Below are 18,350 nucleotides of genomic sequence, written 5' to 3' on the forward strand. Positions count from 1 at the left end.
GATCTCCGTTACGGGTTCAGCGGACGGTCGGGGCGGAGGCGGTGTCGCCCTCGGCGCGCACGGTGGCCAGGTCGCGGTCCTTGGTCTCCCGGGCGACGAAGACGGTGATCAGGGTGACCACGGCGGCGATGAGCACGTACAGCATGATCGGCAGGGCGGAGCCGTACTGCTGCAGCAGGGCCACCGCGATCAGCGGGGCGACGCCGCCGGCGATGATCGAGGCGAGCTGCGCGCCGACCGACACGCCCGAGTAGCGCATCCGGGTGGCGAACAGCTCGGAGAAGAACGCGGCCTGCGGGCCGTACATCGCGCCGTGCAGGATCAGGCCGACCGTGACCGCCAGGGTGACCGCGAAGAAGTTCTTGGTGTCGATCAGCGGGAAGAAGGCGAAGGCCCACACGCCCACCCCGGCCGCGCCGAGCAGGTAGACCGGGCGCCGGCCCAGCCGGTCGGACAGCGCGCCCCACATCGGGATCGAGAAGAAGTGGATGGCCGAGCCGATGAGCACCGCGTTGAGCACCATGGGCTTGTCCAGCTTCGCCGCCTCGGTGGCGTACACCAGCACGAACGCGGTGATCACGTAGTAGGAGACGTTCTCCGCGAAGCGGGCGCCGATCGCGATGAGGACGTCGCGCCAGTGGTAGCGGAACACGTCGGCCATGGGCATGCGCTTGACGGGCTTGTGCTCGGCGTTGGCGACCGCCTGCTGGAAGATCGGCGACTCGCTGATGGACAGGCGGATCCACAGGCCGATCAGCACCAGGACGCCGGACAGCAGGAACGGGATGCGCCAGCCCCAGCTGTTGAACGCCTCGTCGCTCTGGAACGCGGCCAGCACCGCGAGCACCGCGGTGGCCAGCAGGTTGCCGCCGGGGGCGCCGGACTGCGGCCAGGAGGCCCAGAACCCGCGCCGGTTCGGGTCGCCGTGCTCGGAGACGATGAGCACCGCGCCGCCCCACTCGCCGCCGAGGGCGAAGCCCTGGACCAGCCGCAGGGCGGTCAGCAGCAGCGGGGCCGCGGCGCCGACCGTCGCGTAGGTCGGCAGGCAGCCGATCAGGAAGGTCGCGACGCCCATCATCAGCAGGCTGATGACCAGGAGCTTCTTACGGCCGAGGAGGTCGCCGTAGTGGCCGAAGACGAGCGCGCCGAGCGGGCGGGCCACGAAGCCGACCGCGTAGGTCAGGAACGCCAGCAGGGTGCCGGTGAGCGGGTCGGACTTGGGGAAGAAGAGGGCGGGGAAGACCAGCGCGGCGGCGGATCCGTACAGAAAGTAGTCGTACCACTCGATCGTCGTGCCGATCAGGCTGGCGGCGACGATCTTGCCGATAGGGGTTCGGGTTTTTTCTGTCATCTCACTCACCAAAGGTTGCGCTGTTGGGGGGATGTCGGCTCACGGTACGTAGTGACCGGCGTCACTCCTATGGGTGCGGTCCCCACAGCGGGAGGCGGGTGTATGTGGACAACCGGGATCACGACACCTGGCGGGGCGGGCGGTGAGGGGGCTTACCGGATCGTGACCCGGGCGCGGTGGGCGGCGGAGCCGGGCGGCGCGGGCGGGCCGGTGACCGGCCACGGGTCAGGGCGGTGGGCGGTCGCGGTCCGGTGGGCGGTCAGGGGTCCGGCCGGTGGGCGGTCGCGGTCCGGTGGGCGGTCGCGGGCCCGGCCGGTCGCCGGGACGCGGGAAGGGGCCGGCGGGTCAGTGGCTGAGGCGGTGGAGGCGCAGGGCGAGCTGGATCTCCAGGGCCCGGTCGGGGTCCTGCCAGCCCGCGCCGAGGAGCCGGCCGATCCGGTCCAGCCGCTGGGTGACGGTGTTGACGTGGATGTGCAGGGCCTCGGCGGTGCGCGACAGCGAGCCCCCGGCGGCGTAGTAGGCGGTGAGCGTGCGCTCCAGGGCGGTCCCCCGGCGCGCGTCGTAGGCGAGCACCGGGCCGAGCGTCGAGGCCAGGAACGCCTCGATGTCGTGCCCGTCGCCGACGAGCAGCCCGACGAAGCCCAGCTCGGCGGCGCTCGCGCCGTCCCCCGTCCGGCCCAGGGCGAGCAGCGCGTCGGCGCAGCGCTGCGCCTCGCGGTGGGCGGCGGCGATCGGCTCCGCGTCGCGCACCGGGCCGGCGGCGCCCGCGGTGACCGGGTGCCCGAGGGACGCGCTCAACTCGGACGCCACCCGCTTGGCCAGGGGGCCGGGCCGGTCGCCGGGGAGCAGCAGCACCACCTCGTCGCCCCGCAGGGCAGCCAGACCGCCCTTCAGCGTGGCCTGGGAGGAGGCCCAGAACGCGGCGCGCTCACGCCCCCCGCCGTGGCGGACCACGACCACCACGTGGTCGGCGTTCAGATCGACCCCGACCCGCCGGGCCCGCTGCGCCAGGCCGTCCAGGCCGGGCCGGGAGATCAGGTCGTCCAGCAGCTCGCCCCTGACCCGGCCCTCGGCCTCGGCCGCGGTGCGCCGCGACAGCAGCAGCAGCGCGGTGACCAGCGCGGCCCGCTCCAGGATGCGCTGGTCGGTGTCGGCCACCGGGCCCTCGTGACGCAGCACCAGCGTGCACAGCGGCTCGCCGCCCACGTCCATCGAGGCGATCAGCAGGTTGCCCTTGCGGACCGTACGGCCCAGCGCCCGCGACGACCGTGCGGCCTCGGCGATGGCCTCCGCGGTGGTCCCGGCCGCCCGGCCGCCGCGCGCCGGGCCCTTCCCCGATCGGCTCGGCCGGCCCGATCCGGGCGTGTCCTCGCCCGGGTCCAGCGCGCCGAGGTCCCCGGTGATCGCCTGCCCGGTCTCGTCCAGGACGACCAGCGAGCCGCCCAGCACCTCGGTGACCACGGCGGCGACGTCCCTGACCCCGCCGCCGCGCAGCACCAGCCCGGCCATCCGGTCGTGCGCCAGCGCGGCCCGTTCCACCGCCTCGCCGTGCGCCTTGGCCTGCCGGCTGGCCTCGCTGAGCTCCTCCAGGGCGTTCCTGGTCTCCTGCAGCAACCGGGCGTTGTCGATGGCCACCGCCGCGTGCGCGGCCAGCGAGCCGAGCAGCACCACCTCGTCCTGGGTGAACGGCCGCACGCTCCGGTTGGAGGCGAACAGCACGCCGATGACCCGCGCGCCGAGCTTCAGCGGCACACCGAGGATGGCGACCAGGCCCTCGTCGTGGACGGCCTCGTCGATGTGCGCCCTGTGGTCGAACCGCTCGTCGGAGAAGTAGTCGGCCGTCGCGTACGGCGTGGCGGTCTGGGCGACCAGCCCGCCCAGCCCGGTGCCCATGGCCAGCCGCACGGTGCGGAACTTCGCCGACACCGAGCCGTCGGTCACCCGCATCCGGGTGTCGCCCCGCTCGGAGTCGATCAGCGTCATGTAGGCGACGTCGGTGCCCAGGAGCTGCCGGGCCCGGCGCACGATCGCCTCCAGCACGGCGTCGAGGTCGCGCAGCCCCGCCAGGTCGCTCGCCGTGTCGAACAGGGCGGCCAGCTCCGCCTCCCGCCTGGCCCGGCGCGACAGCTGCGCCCGCACCTTCAGCGCGGTGAGCTTGGCCTCCTCCAGCTCGGCGAGCGTGGCCGCGTCCGCCCCGGCGGCGCGGGCGGCCAGGATGGGCCCCTCGAACTCGACCGACGACGCTTCCCTGGCCAGCAGTTCGAGGAAGATCCCTGCGTTCATGCCCTCCATTGTCGCCGTGCTTCCTATCCATCCCGGTCTGTCCCGGCGTTTCCCGCCGCCGGACGCGGGGAGCGGCCCACCGGCCGTCCCCGCGCCGCGGGCGCGAGGTGGTGCCCGGCCCGCGACCCGCGCGGGCCGGGGGTCAGTGGGCGGTCCAGCCGCCGTCGACGGGCAGGGACACCCCGGTGAGGAACGAGCCGTGCGGGCCGCAGAGGTAGGCGACCAGCTCGGCCACCTCCTCAGGCTCGATCAGCCGCTTGATCGCGGCCGGGGCCAGCATGATCTGCTCGATCACCTCGTCCCTGCCGATCCCGTGCGTCTCGGCCTGGGCGTCGATCTGCTTCTCGACCAGCGGCGTGCGGACGTAGCCGGGACACACACAGGTGGAGGTGACCCCGTGCGGGGCGCCCTCCAGGGCGATGACCTTCGACAATCCCTCCAGCGCGTGCTTGGCCGTGACGTACGCCGCCTTGTACGGCGAGGCGCGCAGCCCGTGGATGGAGGAGATGTTGACGACGCGGCCCCAGCCGCGCTCGTACATCCCCGGCAGGACCGACCTCACCAGCAGGAAGGGGGCCTCGACCATGACCTTGAGGATCTTCGCGAAGACCTCCGGCGGGAAGTCCTCGATCGGCGCGACGTGCTGGAAGCCGGCGTTGTTGACCACGATGTCCGTACCCGGTGGGAGGGCGTCGGTGAAGTCCGGCGTCGACAGGTCCGCGACCACCGGCGTACCGGAGACCTCCGCGGCCACCTTCGCGGTGGCCTCCGCGTCCATGTCGACCACCACCACGTGCGCCCCGGCGGCGGCCAGACGGTGCGCGCAGGCACGCCCGATCCCGCTGCCCGCTCCGGTCACCACGGCCTGGCGTCCTGTCAGGTCCATCATGCTGCCGAATCTAGGCAATCAGCCGAACACCGGCCCATGTACGCGGTCGCCATAGTCCCATGGTCGTCTATGTGCGTGGCGCGGATCCCCCCGGGGCGCAGGGCGGTTCGCCCGTCCGGCCGGGGCGGACGGCGCGGGACGGCCGCCGGGCGGTGACCGGCGGATCCGGGCCGCGGCCGCCGGGCGGTCCTCAGACGGTGACCGGGTAGGTCAGCGCCAGCTCGTCACCCGGCAGACCCCGGATGCCCCAGTTGACCTGCGGCGCCTCCAGGATCACGATCTCCAGGTCCGCGGGAGGCAGGCCGAGGTCCTCCTGAGCCCTGGCGAACAGGGTGCGGATCAGGTCGCGCTTCGCCTGCGGGGACCGGCCCTCGAAGCAGACGATCTCCACGATGAGGTACCGCTCGCTCCGCTGCGGGCAGACCATGTCCTCGGCGTCCAGCAGCAGGAACCGGTGGAACCGCTTGTCGGCGGGGAGCTTCCACGCCTCCGTCAGGCAGCCGTGGACGGTGTCGGAGAGCTCCCGGCGCCTGCCGGCCCAGACGTCGCGGCGGCCGTAGAACTTGACCTGTGCCATGGTCGATCCTCCTGCGGGGAGGCCCCGGACACGGTCCGGGGCGAAATCGGGGACACCGAGTCTTCCACGGCGTCCCCCGGACCCCGGCCGGGGAGCCGCGTCAGGACGGCCGCCGGGTCATGGACAGCACGTCCAGCAGGTCGTCGAGCTGCTCCTCGGTGATGGCGCCGGAGGCGACGTGGCCGCGTTCGACGACGATCTCGCGGATCGTCCTGCGCTCGGCGAGGGCCTGCTTGGCGATCTTCGCCGCCTCCTCGTAGCCGACGTACCGGTTGAGGGGCGTGACGATCGACGGGGACGACTCGGCGTACTCGCGCAGCCGGTCGGCGTTGGCCGTGACGCCCTGGACGCACCGGTCGGCCAGCAGCCGGGAGACGTTGGCCAGCAGCCGGATGGACTCCATGATGTTGCGGGCGATGACCGGCAGCATCACGTTGAGCTCGAAGTTGCCCGAGGCCCCGGCGAACGCGATCGCCGCGTCGTTCCCGATGACCTGCGCGGCGACCATGTGCGTCGCCTCGGGGAGCACCGGGTTGACCTTGCCCGGCATGATCGACGACCCCGGCTGGAGGTCGGGCAGGTTGATCTCGCCGAGACCCGCCCTGGGGCCGGAGCCCATCCACCGCAGGTCGTTGGCGATCTTGTTGAGCGAGACGGCGACCGTGCGGAGCTGCCCGGAGAGCTCCACGATCGCGTCCCGTGCGCCCTGGGCCTCGAAGTGGTCGGGGGCCTCGGAGAACGGCAGGCCGGTGGCCTCCCGGAGCTTCTCGATGACCTTGGACGCGAAGCCGGGCGGGGTGTTGATCCCGGTGCCGACGGCCGTGCCGCCCAGCGGGAGCTGCGCCAGGTGCGGGATGGCGGAGCGCACCCGGGCGACGGCGTTGTCGATCTGGGTGGCGTACCCGCCGAACTCCTGACCGAGGGTGACCGGCGTGGCGTCCATCAGGTGGGTGCGGCCGGACTTGACCACGTCCTCGAACTCCAGCGACTTGCTCCGCAGTGCGGTGGCCAGGTGCCGGAGCGAGGGGATGAGGTGGTAGGTCACCTCGGTCGCGGCGGCGACGTGGATGGAGGTGGGGAAGACGTCGTTGGACGACTGCGAGGCGTTGACGTGGTCGTTGGGATGGACCGGACGGCCCAGCCGCTCCTCGGCCAGGGTGGCGATCACCTCGTTGGCGTTCATGTTGGAGGAGGTGCCGGAGCCCGTCTGGAAGACGTCGATCGGGAACTCGGAGTCCCACTCGTTCTCGGCGATGTCGGTGGCGGCCTCGGCGATCGCCTGCGCCAGGTCCTTCTCCAGGACCCCCAGTTCGGCGTTGACCTCGGCGGCGACCGCCTTGATCAGGCCGAGGGCGGCGATGTGCGGGCTCTCCAGCCCCCGCCCGGATATCGGGAAGTTCTCCACCGCCCGCTGTGTCTGCGCCCGCCATTTCGCGTTCGCCGGAACCCGTACCTCGCCCATCGAGTCGTGCTCGATCCGGTATTCGGTCATGGGTACAGTCTGCGTCTTGCCGGATAAAGCCGGAATTCGGCACCGGCCGCCCCGCCCTGGGCGGCCGGTGTCGCCGGGTCAGTCCTTCTTCAGCTGCTGGAAGCGGATCATGTTGCCCGCCGGGTCGCGGAAGGCGCAGTCGCGGACGCCGTACGGCTGGTCGATCGGCTCCTGGAGCACCTCGGCGCCGGACGCGCGGACCTCCTCGAAGGTGGCGTCGCAGTCCGGGGTGGCGAAGACGACGGCGCGCAGCATGCCCTTGGCGAGCAGGTCGCCCAGCGCGGCGAGGTCCTCCGGGGCGGCGTTCGGGTCGGCGTTGACGGTCTCCAGGACGATGTTGACGTCCGGCTGCGACGGCGGGCCCATGGTCAGCCAGCGCGCGCCGCCGTACGCGACGTCGTTGCGCACCTCCAGGCCGAGCGCGTCCCGGTAGAAGGCGAGCGCCTTGTCGCCGTCGTCAACGGTGATGTAGCAGTAGTGCAGGGTGAGTTCCATGCCGATCACGCTATGGCCGGCGGCCCCTTCCGGGCTTCTCGATTCCTGACCGGTTCGGCGGGGCCCCGGCGGAGCCCGGCGGGGCCCCGGCGCGTCAGGTGCCCGCGAAGGCGGCCACTGCCATGATGATGATCACGATCAGCGCGACGGCCGCCACCCCGAGGAGGGCGATCAGGCCGACGCGGGTCCGTGGCGGCGTGGTGTTCTGCACGCCCTTGCCGCCCTGCCCGGCGATCGCGAACAGGTCGGTGCCCAGCCCGTGGGAGCGGAGCTGGTCGCCGGTGAGCCGGTTCCCCGGGGACGCCCCGGGCTCCCACGCGGGCCGTGGCGCGTGCTCCCGGGGCATTCCGGGCCTGCCGGGCTCGCCGTGCGCCTCGACGGGGGGCAGCATGCGGGTGTCCGCGGCCTGGCCGCCCGCTTCCGGCGCCCCGGTCGCCGGCGGCGTCGGGGACGATCCACGGCCGGGAGCCGCGGCCCCGGGCACGCCGGGTGCCTGGTTCCGGACGCCGGGCGCCTGGTTTCGGGCGGGCGGCCGGAAACCGCCCGGCGGGCGGGCGACCACCACGGTCCGGTCGGCGTCGAACTCCTCGGCCTCACCGGGAGGCGTGCCCGCCGGGCCCCGCGGCGCCGGGGACGCGCCACCGGGCGCGGAAGGGGCGGACGAAGCGGCGCCGGGCGCGGAGGGAGCGGGCGACGCGGCGGGCCGGGAGGCCGCAAGGCCGTACGGCGGCGCGGCCGGGCGCCCGGCCTTCGGCGCGGCGGACCCCGGCGGCTGCGGAGCCGGGGGCGTGGAAGGGCGGGGCGCCGGCCGCGGGACCGGCGCGGAGGGGTGCGACGCGGGCGGCGCGGCGGGGGCGGGCCGTGCCGCGAACGTGCCGGTGGAGGGGATCTCGTCCGGCGAGGCGGGATGCCCGGCGCCCGGAGTGGTCACCGCCGGGCCCGCGGGGGCGTCGGCCACGGCGCGGAGCATCGCCATCGCCCTGCCCGGTTCGGGCCGAGCCCGGAAGTCGCGCTCCAGGAGCCGCTCCAGCACCGGCCGGAGCGGACCGGCCAGGACCGGCGGATCGACCTGGTCGCTCATCAGGGCGGCCAGGGTCTCCGACACCGAGGACCGCTCGTAGGCGGGCCTGCCCTCCACCGCGAAGTACAGCGTGGCCCCCAGGGACCACAGGTCGGACTCCGGGCCGGTGTGCTCGCCGCGCGCCCGCTCGGGCGGGGTGTATCCCGGCGAGCCGATGACCATGCCGGTGCTGGTGAGGCTGTCGTCGCCCTCGGCCTTGGCGATGCCGAAGTCGGTGAGCACGACCCGGCCGCTCTCGGTGAGCAGCACGTTGCCGGGCTTGACGTCGCGGTGCAGCACCCCCTGGGCGTGGGCGGCGCGCAGCGCCCCGAGGAGGTCGACGCCGATCTCGGCGACCAGCCGGGGCGGCAGCGGCCCCTCCTCCTCGATCACCTGTTCCAGGGAGCGGGCCTGCACCAGCTCCATGATGATCCACGGACTGCCGTCCTCGTTGATCGCGTCGTGGACGGTGGCCACCGAGGGATGGCTGATGCGGGCGGCCATACGGCCCTCACGGATCATGCGCTCCCGGAGCTCCGCGCGCTGCGCGTCGCTGAGACCGCGCTCCTGCCGGATCTCCTTGATCGCTACCTCGCGCCCGAGGGCGCGGTCGTAGGCCCGCCACACCGTGCCCATCGTGCCCCGGCCGATCGGAGCGATCAGCTCGTAGCGGTTCGCGAGCAGGCGCCTTTGCTGTTCCGGCATGAGAAGAAGATAGCGATTGTTGGTTGTAGATCGCTTTACCCGCGCTTGCGGAGCTTTTTCGGCCAAAGAAGGCGCGGCAGCATCAGCCTGATCATCGGCGTCAGAATCCGCCCGAACGGCTGCGGGGCGGGCGGCCGTTCCACCGGCTTGCGGTGCACGCCCTCGGCCGGGCGGCGGTGGCCCCGCATCGACGACCCCACCGGCGTCGGGGTCGGCGCGGTGGGGGCCTGGAACGGGCCAGGCGGCGGCACGAACGACGGGGGCGTGTTCTGCGGGGTGCCGACCCGGTGCAGCCCGCGGTGCTGCGGGCGGCGGTTGAACGACGGCACCGCGATCGTCGTGCCGTTCCGCTGCGGCCGGGGGACCGGCTCCTCCACCACCCCTCCGGCCGCCACCCGGGCGAGCATCAGCGAGGCGCGGACCGCGTCGAGCCGGGTCGCCGGGTCGATGGCGAGCAGGCCGCGCAGCACCGGGGTCAGCGGCCCGGCCTTCTCCATCGGGATCGGCTCGCCGCTGGTGAGCGCGGCCAGCGCGGCGGCCGCCGTACGGCGCCCGTGCAGGCCGCGCCCCTCGACGGCGGTGTAAAGGGTCGCGCCGAGCGACCACAGGTCGGCGGCCGGACTGGCCTTGGCGCCCAGGACGCGCTCGGGGGAGATGTATCCGGCCGAGCCGAGCACCATGCCCGCCTGGGTGATCGGCACGTCACCCTCCAGCGCGGCCAGGCCGAAGTCGGTGAGCACCGCCCGCTCGGGCGTCACCAGGACGTTGCTGGGCTTGACGTCGCGGTGCAGGATGCCCTTGGCGTGCACGGCGCGCAGCGCGCCGAGGACCTGCCGCCCGATCTCGGCGACCTGGCGCGGGGGCAGCGGGCCGTGCTCCTGCAGGAGCTGCTCCAGCGACCTGGCGCGCAGCAGCTCCATCACGATCCAGGGACGCTCGTCCTCCGTCACCACGTCGTAGACCGTGATCACGGACGGGTGGGCGACCATCGCGGTGGCCCGCCCCTCGCGCTCGGTCCTGGTGCACAGCTCGGCCCGGAGATCCTCGTCGAGGACCAGGGGCAGCCGCACCTCCTTGACCGCCACCTCACGGTCGAGCCATTCGTCGTGTGCGCGCCAGACGGTGCCCATGCCGCCGCGCCCGACCGGCTCCGCCAGCCGGTAGCGCGCTGCGAGAAGGTATCCGGAGGGCGCACGCATGATTGGCAGCTTACCGATTTGCGTATTGAGACCTGTAGACACCGGGCCGAAACTTCTTGCGATCTTCTGTCAGATTTTCGTACTCGTCATGGTCGATAAACACTCGGTGACCCCTGACCGCCCGTCCGGCTTCCTGGTTTCCGGTGTATTCATGACGCGCGTTCCCGCTTTCCGGGTGACGGCCATACCCGGCGCGCATGACGAGCGGCCCTGAAGGCGGAGCGGTCAGGACGGCCCCGCGCCCGCCGCGTAGGACCACCCCGACCAGCGGTCCACCTCGACGACCACCACCGGCCCCTCCGGCGGGCGGTCGCGGTACTGCGGGTAGCGCGCGGCGAGCCGGCCGAGAGCCCGCTCCCGCTCGGCGCCCTCGCCGGCGATCCGGGCCCGCCCGTCGGCGCGCGCCCACCACAGCCGCGACCAGTCGTCGTCGTAGTGGTCCGCCAGCAGGCACACCCGGTCGTTGGCCGCGATGTTGCGCAGCCGGCGCAGATCCGCGGTGCGCTTGGGTTTGTGGTCGACGGCGAAGGCGATCACGTCGCCGTCGACCTCGAAGGTGACCGGCACGAGATGGGGTGTGCCGCCGGCGTCAGCGGTGGCCAGCCGGGCGACCCGGGCCGCCCGGAACCTCTCCCGTGCCTCGTCCGCGTCCATCGCCCCTCCCGTGCCCCGTGGATGACGGTCAGCGGCGGCCGATGGACAGGACGGGGCCGGTCGTGTCGGCGAAGAAGTCCTCTCCCCTGTCGTTCACCACGATGAACGCGGGGAAGTCCTCGACCTCGATCCGCCAGACCGCCTCCATCCCGAGCTCGGGGTACTCCAGCACCTCGACCTTCCTGATGCAGTCCTGGGCGAGACGGGCGGCCGGGCCGCCGATGGAGCCGAGGTAGAAGCCGCCGTGGGCCTTGCAGGCGTCGGTGACCTGCTTGGAACGGTTGCCCTTGGCGAGCATGATCATGGAGCCGCCGGCGGCCTGGAAGCGCTCGACGTAGGAGTCCATCCGGCCGGCCGTGGTGGGGCCGAAGGAGCCGGAGGCGTAGCCCTCGGGGGTCTTGGCGGGGCCGGCGTAGTAGACCGCGTGGTCCTTCATGTACTGCGGCATCTCGCCGCCGGCGTCGAGGAGCTCGGCGATCTTGGCGTGCGCGATGTCGCGGGCCACGACCAGGGGGCCGGTCAGCGACAGGCGGGTCTTGACCGGGTACCTGGTCAGCTCGGCGAGGATCTCCGGCATCGGGCGGTTGAGGTCGATGCTCACCACGTCGTCGGAGAGCTGCTCGTCGGTGGTGTCCGGCAGGAACCGGGCGGGGTCGGTCTCCAGCTGCTCCAGGAAGATCCCCTCGGGGGTGATCTTGGCCAGGGCCTGGCGGTCGGCGCTGCAGGAGACCGCGATGGCGACCGGGCAGGAGGCGCCGTGGCGGGGGAGGCGGATGACGCGGACGTCGTGGCAGAAGTACTTGCCGCCGAACTGCGCGCCGATGCCCAGCTTCTGGGTCAGCTCGAAGACCTTGGCCTCCAGTTCGAGGTCGCGGAAGCCGTGACCGCTGGGGGAGCCCTCGGTGGGGATGGTGTCGAGGTAGCGGGCGCTGGCGTACTTGGCGGTCTTCAGCGCGAACTCCGCGGAGGTGCCGCCGACGACGATCGCCAGGTGGTACGGCGGGCACGCGGCCGTGCCGAGGGAGCGGATCTTCTCCTCCAGGAAGGCGAGCATCCGCTTCTCGTTGAGGACGGCCTTGGTCTCCTGGTACAGGAACGACTTGTTGGCGCTGCCGCCGCCCTTGGCCATGAACAGCAGCTTGTACTCGTCGGGGTGGCCGTGCGGGTCCTCGGCGTACAGCTCGATCTGGGCCGGGAGGTTGGAGCCGGTGTTCTTCTCCTCCCACATGGTCAGCGGGGCCATCTGGGAGTAGCGCAGGTTCAGCCGGGTGTAGGCGTCGTACACGCCGCGCGAGACGTGCTCGGCGTCGGCGCCGTCGGTGAGCACGTGGCGGCCGCGCTTGCCCATCACGATCGCGGTGCCGGTGTCCTGGCACATCGGCAGCACCCCGCCGGCCGCGATCGAGGCGTTCTTCAGCAGGTCGAGGGCGACGAAGCGGTCGTTGCCGCTGGACTCGGGGTCATCGATGATCTTGCGGAGCTGGGCGAGGTGGGACGGCCGCAGGTAGTGGGAGATGTCGTGGATCGCCGTCTCGGTCAGCAGCCGCAGCGCCTCGGGATCGACCTCCAGGAACCTGCGGCCCGCGGCCTCGACCACGCGCACCCCCTCGGTGCCGATCAACCGGTACGGGGTCTCGTCCGGTCCCAGGGGGAGCAGGTCGGTGTAGTCGAACTCGGGCATCGTCTTTGATCCTCCGTGCCGCGTGGCTGCTTCCGGTGCCCCTAGAGGGTAAGCCCTCGCGTCGGGCGCTCCGCCGGGTGGCCGGGCGACGCGAAAGGAAATAAGCCCTTTAATGAGTCATTAGTGATGTATGACGTCTATTGTCACTATATGTCCGAAAAACCGAGGGAAACTAGGAGATAAGGCCGGGTCGAGATCCCGGTGGAGAGCCGAGGGCTGTGACCATGACTACCGAACACATCATCATGCTCGCGATCGTTGCGTTCATCATCGTCGTCAGCCTTGCCGTGTCGCTGATCGCCATCACGCTCCGGAACATCAGGGAAGACGGCGGGCGGACGCCCCAGTGGCCGGTGAGCTGGCCGGAGCCTCCCGCGGAGCTGCCGCAGCAGCGGGTGAAGGTGCCCCACCAGCGGCGGGCGAGCCTGCCGCGCGCGAAGAGCCGCCAGTCCCACTGAGCGGTCCGCCGTACGGGTCGTCGCCCGGCCCGCCGGGCGGCTCGCCCACCAGGTCGCGCGGCGGGCCGGCGAGGGCGTCGCGCGGGGAGGCCGCGGGGGACGCGGGGGAATGGTGCGTCCCGCCGAGCCCGATCGCGATCCCGGCGACCACCAGCGCCACCCCGAGCAGATCGGGGAGCGTGGGCGCTCCCAGGCCCAGGACGGCGCCCGTGACGATGGCGCCCACCGGGATCAGCCCGGCGAACAGCCCGGCGGTCCCGTGCCCGATACGGGGCAGCGCGTCGTACCAGAGGAGGAACGCCACGGTGGTCACGACCACCGCCTGGTACGCGAGGCCCGCCGCCTCCGCCGCGGACGGCACGCGCAGCATCGCCGTGCCGTCCACGATCCATCCGGTGCCCGCCAGCAGCGGTACGGCCAGCACCGACGAGTAGGCCGACACCCGCACCGCCCCGAACCGGGGCAGCAGCGGCACGGCCAGCAACGTGAAGGCCAGCTCGCAGCCCAGCGCGCCCAGCGACCACAGCAGGCCGGGAAGATCGCCGCTGCCCAGTCCGGTGGCCAGGGTGGTCCCCGACACCACCACCGCGGCCGCCCCGACCGTCCGCGGCGAGGGACGTCCGCCGATCAGGGCCAGGACCAGCGGGACGGCGCCGAGGACGGTCCCGGGCAGCACCGGTCCGCCGTGCCGGGTGGCCTCGATCACGCACACGTTGAAGAGGGCCAGCCCGAACAGCGCCAGCGCGACCAGCAGGGCCGCCTCCCGGGGGCGGGGCCGGAGGAACCGCAGGCCCGACGCGCGGGCGACGGCGAGCAGCAGCACGGCGGCCGCCAGGTAGCGCAGGGCCTGGCCTCCGTAGACCGGATAGCCGCCGATCACGCCGGACACCCCCGCCAGGGTGCCGACCAGGAACATTCCCCCGGCCGCCTGCGCCGGGCCGCGTATCTCCCGGCCTCCCCGGCCTCCGGGGGGTTCCGTGCGTCCCGGTCCCGGGCGGGCAGGGGAGCCGGTCGAAGTGACATTCGCGTTCACGCGGTGAATGCTATGAAGCAAATGGTCCCCTCTACGGGTCCAATGAAGCGGCAAGAACGAGGACCAATTGGCCGACCTGCATCTCACCATCGACCGCGCGGCGGGGGGGATCGCCGCTCAGATCGCCTGCGAGCTGCGCGAGGCCGTACGGCAGGGCCGGCTCGCCGCCGGGGAGCGGCTGCCGGCCAGCCGCGAGCTGGCCAGGGACCTGGGGCTGTCGCGCGGCGTGGTCGTGGAGGCGTACGAGCAGCTCGTCGCGGAGGGGTTCCTGCTCTCCCGGGTCGGCGCGGGCACCAGCGTGGCGCCGGCGGCGGGCCGGGCGCAGCAGGCGCTCGGCACGTCGCCGCCGACCTGCGAGCCGTACTACGGTCGCCGCTCCACCACCCCCGAACTGGGCCTCTTCCCGCGCGAGAGATGGCTCGCCTCGATCAGGCGGGTGCTGGCCGCGCTGCCGGCCGACGCGCTGGACTACGGCGATCCCGGCGGCGTCCCGGAGCTGCGTGAGGAACTGGCCGCCTATCTGGGCAGGGTCCGAGCGGCGGACGTCCGCCCGGAGAACCTGGTGATAGTGGGCGGGGTGGCCCAGGGGCTGAGCCTCACGGTCCGGGCCCTGGCCGGGCGGCTCCTCCAGGGCGGGGCCAGGCACGACCTGGACTGGTTCGCCGACCGCGTCACGCGCCCCGAGCCGCCCCCCGCCCGGATCAGGCTGGCCGTCGAGGACCCGGTCAGCCTGCGCCAGCTCCCGCTGCTCCGTACGGCGGGGGCCGACCTGGTCACGGTGCCGGTGGACGAGGAGGGCGTCGACGTCCGCGCCCTGGCCGCCACCGGCGCGCGGGCGGTGCTGCTCACCCCGGCCCACCAGTACCCCACCGGAGTGGTGCTGTCCCCCCGCCGCCGCGCCGAGCTGATCGAGTGGGCCGTCGCGACGGACGCGACGATCCTGGAGGACGACTACGACGCGGAGCTCCGGTTCGACCGCGGCCCGGTGGGCTGCCTGCAGGGGCTCGACCCCGGCCGCGTGGTCCTGGCCGGGAGCGTGAGCAAGTCGCTGGCGCCGGGGCTGCGGCTCGGCTGGGTGGTGGCGCCGCCGTCGATCTCCGAGTGGATACGGCGGGCCCGCGGCGAGCTGGACCTCGGCTCCCCGGTCCTGGAGCAGTACGCGCTGGCCGATCTCATCCGCGGCGGTGGCTACGACCGGCACCTGCGGAGAATGCGCCGGGAGTACCGCGCCCGGCGCGACGCCCTGGTGCGGGCTCTGGCCGAGCACCTCCCCGAGGTCACGGTGCGCGGTGTCTCCGCGGGGCTGCACCTGTTCGCCGAGCTGCCCGGCGGCTGGGACGAGCAGTCGGCCGCCGGGGCGGCCTGGCGGGGCGGCCTCGTCGCCGAGCCGGTGGGTCCGATGCGGCGCGCGCCGGGGCCGCCCGCGCTGGTCATGGGGTTCGCCCGGTTGCCCGCCCACCGCGCGGCCGGCGCCGTCCGGGCCTTCGCCCGCGAGCTCCGCGAGATCCGTGAGCTCCGTGAGCTCCGCGAGTTCCGCGAGCTCGGTGAGCTCGGTGAGCTCCGCTGACGGGCCGCCGCGGACCCGCCGCGGACCCGCCGCGGACCCGCCGCGGACCCGCCGCGGACCCGTCGCGGGCCGGCGGTCCGGGCGCCGGCGGATCAGCGGACCGCCGGACCGGGCACCGGTAGATCATCGGTATGTCCTGACAAACCTTGACTGGCCCGGATTCCTTGCCTAGAACGGGAGTTCCAGAGGCTTCTCCCACGGAGGCGTCATGCGCGGTGCCCTGCCGTACGTCAGCCGGACCGGAGCGTTTCCCCCCGCGCTCCCGGTCGCGCGTCCCCGGCGTGGAACGGCGGTGACCACGTGAGGACGGCCGGAGCGCCCATCTCGTGGGGGGTGTGCGAGGTCCCCGGCTGGGGCCGCCAGCTCGACCGTTCCCAGGTGCTCGCCGAGATGCGGGACCTCGGCCTGACGGCCACCGAGCTCGGCCCCTACGGCTTCCTGCCCCTCTCGCCGGCGCGCTGCCGCTCCATGCTCGAGGGGTACGGCATGCGCGCCGTCGGCGGGTTCGCCCCCGTGGTCCTGCACGAACCGCGCTACGACCCCCTCCCGGAGGTGCGCGCCGCCCTGCGGTCGTTCCGGGACGGCGACGTGGAGGTGCTCGTGCTCGCCGCGGCCGCGGACGAGGAGGGCTACGACAAAAGGCACGCCCCGGGCGCCCAGGGCCGCGACGCCAGGCACGTCCCGGACGTCCAGGGCTGGAAGACCCTGCTGGCCAACCTGAAGCGGATCATGAAGGCCGCCGAGGAGTTCGGCCGTACGGTGGCCCTGCACCCGCACGTCGGGACCGTGGTGGAGAACGCCGAGGAGGTGGAGCGCGTCCTCGACGGCAGTACCGTGCCGCTCTGCCTGGACACCGGCCACCTGCTCGTCGGCGGCGCCGACCCCGCCGGGGTGGCCGCCCGGGCCGCCGGGCGGATCGCGCACGTCCACCTCAAGGACGTCGACGCCGCTCTCGCCGCGCGGGTCAGGGCGGGGGAGACGCCCTACGCCCGGGCGGTGCGGGAGGGGCTGTACCGGCCGCTGGGCCGGGGCGACGTGGACGTCGCGGGCGTCGTCACCGGCCTGGCCGCCGCCGGATACGACGGGTGGTACGTCCTGGAACAGGACGTCATGCTCGGCCGGGAGGACGACGACGTCCCCCGGCGGAACATGGCGGAGAGCCTGGCCTGCCTGCGGGAACTCGGCGGCGGACCGGCCGCCGCTCCCGGCGGCGACGCACCCCCCGGTGACGGCCCCCGCGACGGCGGGCCGGCCGCCGGGGAACGCCCGTGAGCGAGGCCGTGCCCGGGCCCGGCCGGGCCGCCGCGCGCCTGCGTGAGGAGGACCACCGGAACCTGCTCGACACCCGCGCCCGCTTCCCCGAGCGCATCGCGCAGGCCGCGGCGGCGCGGCGGCGCAGGAGCCCCCTGGAGGGGCGCGGCCAGATCCTCGTCATCGCCGCCGACCACCCGGCCCGCGGCGTGCTCGGCGCGGGCGGGCGGCCCCTCGCCATGGGCAGCCGGGTGGACCTGCTGGAACGCCTGTGCACGGCGCTGTCCCGGCCGGGCGTGGACGGCCTGCTGGCCACCCCCGACATCGTCGAGGACATGTTGCTGCTCGGCGCGCTGGAGGACAAACTCGTCATCGGCTCCATGAACCGGGGCGGCGTGCAGGGGGCGGCGTTCGAGTTCGACGACCGCTTCACCGCCTACGACACCGCCTCGATCGTCCGGATGGGCCTCGACGGCGGCAAGATGCTCTGCCGGATCGGCCTGGACGACCCCGCCACCGCCGCCACCCTCGAGTCCTGCGGGCGGGCGATCACCGAGCTGGCCGCGCACGGCCTGATCGCGATGGTCGAGCCCTTCTGGTCGCGGAGAGGGAAGCGGGGCGTCGTCCACGACCTGTCCGCCGAGGGCGTCATCCGCGCCATCCACGTCGGCCAGGGACTCGGCGCGACCTCCGCGCGCACCTGGCTGAAGATCCCGGTGGTGGAGGGGATGGAGCGGGTCGTGCGGGCCACCACGCTGCCGACGCTGCTTTTGGGCGGTGATCCGGGGGAAACGCCGGAACGCGCTTACGCCGCGTGGCGCGCGGCGCTCCGGCTTCCCGGTGTGCGGGGGCTTGTGATCGGCCGCGCGTTGCTGTACCCCTCCGATGACGACGTGGCCGCGGCCGTGGACACGGCCGTGGGGATGCTGGAGGTTGCACCGATGAGCGAGCGACCCGACCGCGACACCCGGTCCGGGCCCGCCCGGACGCCGCACGCCGGGCCTGCCGCCCGGGTTCCGGCCGAGGAGGCGCCATGACGTTCGTCCCGGCGGGCAGCACGGCACGGTCCCCCTGGGCCCTGTGGATCACCCCTGAGACGGCGGGCTGGGCCTACACCGGTCTCCGCATGCTCTGCCTGTCCGGCGAGAGCGTCGACTTCACCACCGGCGACGAGGAGATGCTGGTCCTGCCGCTGTCGGGCTCGTGCGAGGTCCGCTGCGACGGGGTACGGCTCGTCCTGCACGGCCGTACCTCCGTCTTCTCCGAGGTCAGCGACTTCGCCTACCTCCCCGTCGGCGCGACCGTGCGGATCACCGGCTCGGGCCGCTTCGCGTTCCCCGCCGCCCGCGCGCGGCGCAGCTTCCCCGTCCGGTACGGCGCGACCCGCGACGTCCCCGTCGAGATCCGCGGGGCCGGGCAGGCCACCCGGCAGGTCAACAACTTCTGCGCGCCGGACGCCTTCGACTGCGACCGGCTGGTCGCGGTGGAGGTGCTGACCCCGGGCGGCAACTGGTCGTCCTACCCGCCGCACAAGCACGACACCGCCTCGGAGTGCGAGGCGGTGCTGGAGGAGATCTACTACTTCGAGGGCGGGCCCGGCTACCAGCGGGTCTACGGCGGCCACGAGACGCTGACGGAGGTGGCGGGCGGCGACG

At 73.5% G+C, this 18,350-nt stretch carries 15 protein-coding genes; 4 read left to right on the forward strand and 11 right to left on the reverse strand.

The genetic code is table 11. The annotated features are described in order from the left end of the window. Window positions 1–16: 16 nt before the first annotated feature. The 11 genes from IEZ10_RS11765 to IEZ10_RS11815 all read right to left on the reverse strand — a co-directional run bounded on the left by IEZ10_RS11765 (window position 17) and on the right by IEZ10_RS11815 (window position 13,760). Complete coding sequence (locus tag IEZ10_RS11765; protein WP_189246508.1) at window positions 17–1,351, reverse strand: MFS transporter; 1,335 nt, start codon at window positions 1,349–1,351, stop codon at window positions 17–19. Between the two features lie 345 nt (window positions 1,352–1,696). Next, the gene (locus IEZ10_RS11770; protein WP_229811173.1) at window positions 1,697–3,634 is read right to left on the reverse strand and encodes a helix-turn-helix domain-containing protein; all 1,938 of its coding nucleotides are present in this window, start codon (window positions 3,632–3,634) and stop codon (window positions 1,697–1,699) included. 142 nt (window positions 3,635–3,776) lie between these two features. Then, window positions 3,777–4,520, reverse strand: coding sequence for a 3-hydroxybutyrate dehydrogenase (locus IEZ10_RS11775; RefSeq protein ID WP_373287389.1), 744 nt, complete (start codon window positions 4,518–4,520; stop codon window positions 3,777–3,779). A gap of 193 nt (window positions 4,521–4,713) precedes the next feature. Beyond that, window positions 4,714–5,100 (reverse strand): tautomerase family protein, encoded by a 387-nt coding sequence (locus tag IEZ10_RS11780; RefSeq protein ID WP_189246511.1) that lies wholly within the window; start codon window positions 5,098–5,100, stop codon window positions 4,714–4,716. Window positions 5,101–5,200: 100 nt separating this feature from the next. Continuing rightward, complete coding sequence (locus IEZ10_RS11785; protein ID WP_189246512.1) at window positions 5,201–6,592, reverse strand: class II fumarate hydratase; 1,392 nt, start codon at window positions 6,590–6,592, stop codon at window positions 5,201–5,203. Between the two features lie 78 nt (window positions 6,593–6,670). Continuing rightward, window positions 6,671–7,087, reverse strand: coding sequence for a VOC family protein (locus IEZ10_RS11790; RefSeq protein ID WP_189246513.1), 417 nt, complete (start codon window positions 7,085–7,087; stop codon window positions 6,671–6,673). Window positions 7,088–7,181: 94 nt separating this feature from the next. Next, window positions 7,182–8,852: a serine/threonine-protein kinase gene (locus tag IEZ10_RS11795; RefSeq protein WP_189246514.1), complete on the reverse strand. Its 1,671-nt coding sequence runs from the start codon at window positions 8,850–8,852 to the stop codon at window positions 7,182–7,184. Between the two features lie 35 nt (window positions 8,853–8,887). Next, entirely contained in the window at window positions 8,888–10,051 is a 1,164-nt protein-coding gene (locus IEZ10_RS11800; protein ID WP_189246515.1) for a serine/threonine-protein kinase, read from the reverse strand. A gap of 225 nt (window positions 10,052–10,276) precedes the next feature. Beyond that, complete coding sequence (locus IEZ10_RS11805) at window positions 10,277–10,705, reverse strand: TIGR03668 family PPOX class F420-dependent oxidoreductase (RefSeq protein WP_189246516.1); 429 nt, start codon at window positions 10,703–10,705, stop codon at window positions 10,277–10,279. A 28-nt stretch (window positions 10,706–10,733) separates the two neighbouring features. After that, the gene (locus tag IEZ10_RS11810; protein ID WP_189246517.1) at window positions 10,734–12,386 is read right to left on the reverse strand and encodes a fumarate hydratase; all 1,653 of its coding nucleotides are present in this window, start codon (window positions 12,384–12,386) and stop codon (window positions 10,734–10,736) included. Between the two features lie 318 nt (window positions 12,387–12,704). After that, window positions 12,705–13,760, reverse strand: a complete 1,056-nt coding sequence (locus IEZ10_RS11815; RefSeq protein ID WP_189246518.1) for a DMT family transporter — start codon at window positions 13,758–13,760, stop codon at window positions 12,705–12,707. A gap of 184 nt (window positions 13,761–13,944) precedes the next feature. Here IEZ10_RS11815 and pdxR point away from each other — a divergent pair, with 184 nt between their 5' ends. From pdxR to IEZ10_RS11835, 4 genes are all read left to right on the forward strand, one after another. Beyond that, entirely contained in the window at window positions 13,945–15,444 is a 1,500-nt protein-coding gene (pdxR, locus tag IEZ10_RS11820) for a MocR-like pyridoxine biosynthesis transcription factor PdxR (protein ID WP_189246519.1), read from the forward strand. 300 nt (window positions 15,445–15,744) lie between these two features. After that, on the forward strand, window positions 15,745–16,716 hold the full coding sequence (locus IEZ10_RS11825; RefSeq protein ID WP_229811174.1) for a TIM barrel protein: 972 nt from the start codon (window positions 15,745–15,747) through the stop codon (window positions 16,714–16,716). Between the two features lie 38 nt (window positions 16,717–16,754). Further along, window positions 16,755–17,732, forward strand: a complete 978-nt coding sequence (locus IEZ10_RS11830) for a class I fructose-bisphosphate aldolase (RefSeq protein ID WP_229811183.1) — start codon at window positions 16,755–16,757, stop codon at window positions 17,730–17,732. Continuing rightward, window positions 17,729–18,350 (forward strand): 5-deoxy-glucuronate isomerase (locus IEZ10_RS11835; protein WP_189246520.1); only part of this gene is annotated, 622 nt, incomplete at its 3' end. The genes IEZ10_RS11830 and IEZ10_RS11835, both read left to right, overlap by 4 nt.

Source organism: Streptosporangium pseudovulgare, from assembly GCF_014648055.1.
GTDB classification, from domain to species: Bacteria; Actinomycetota; Actinomycetes; order Streptosporangiales; family Streptosporangiaceae; genus Streptosporangium; species Streptosporangium pseudovulgare.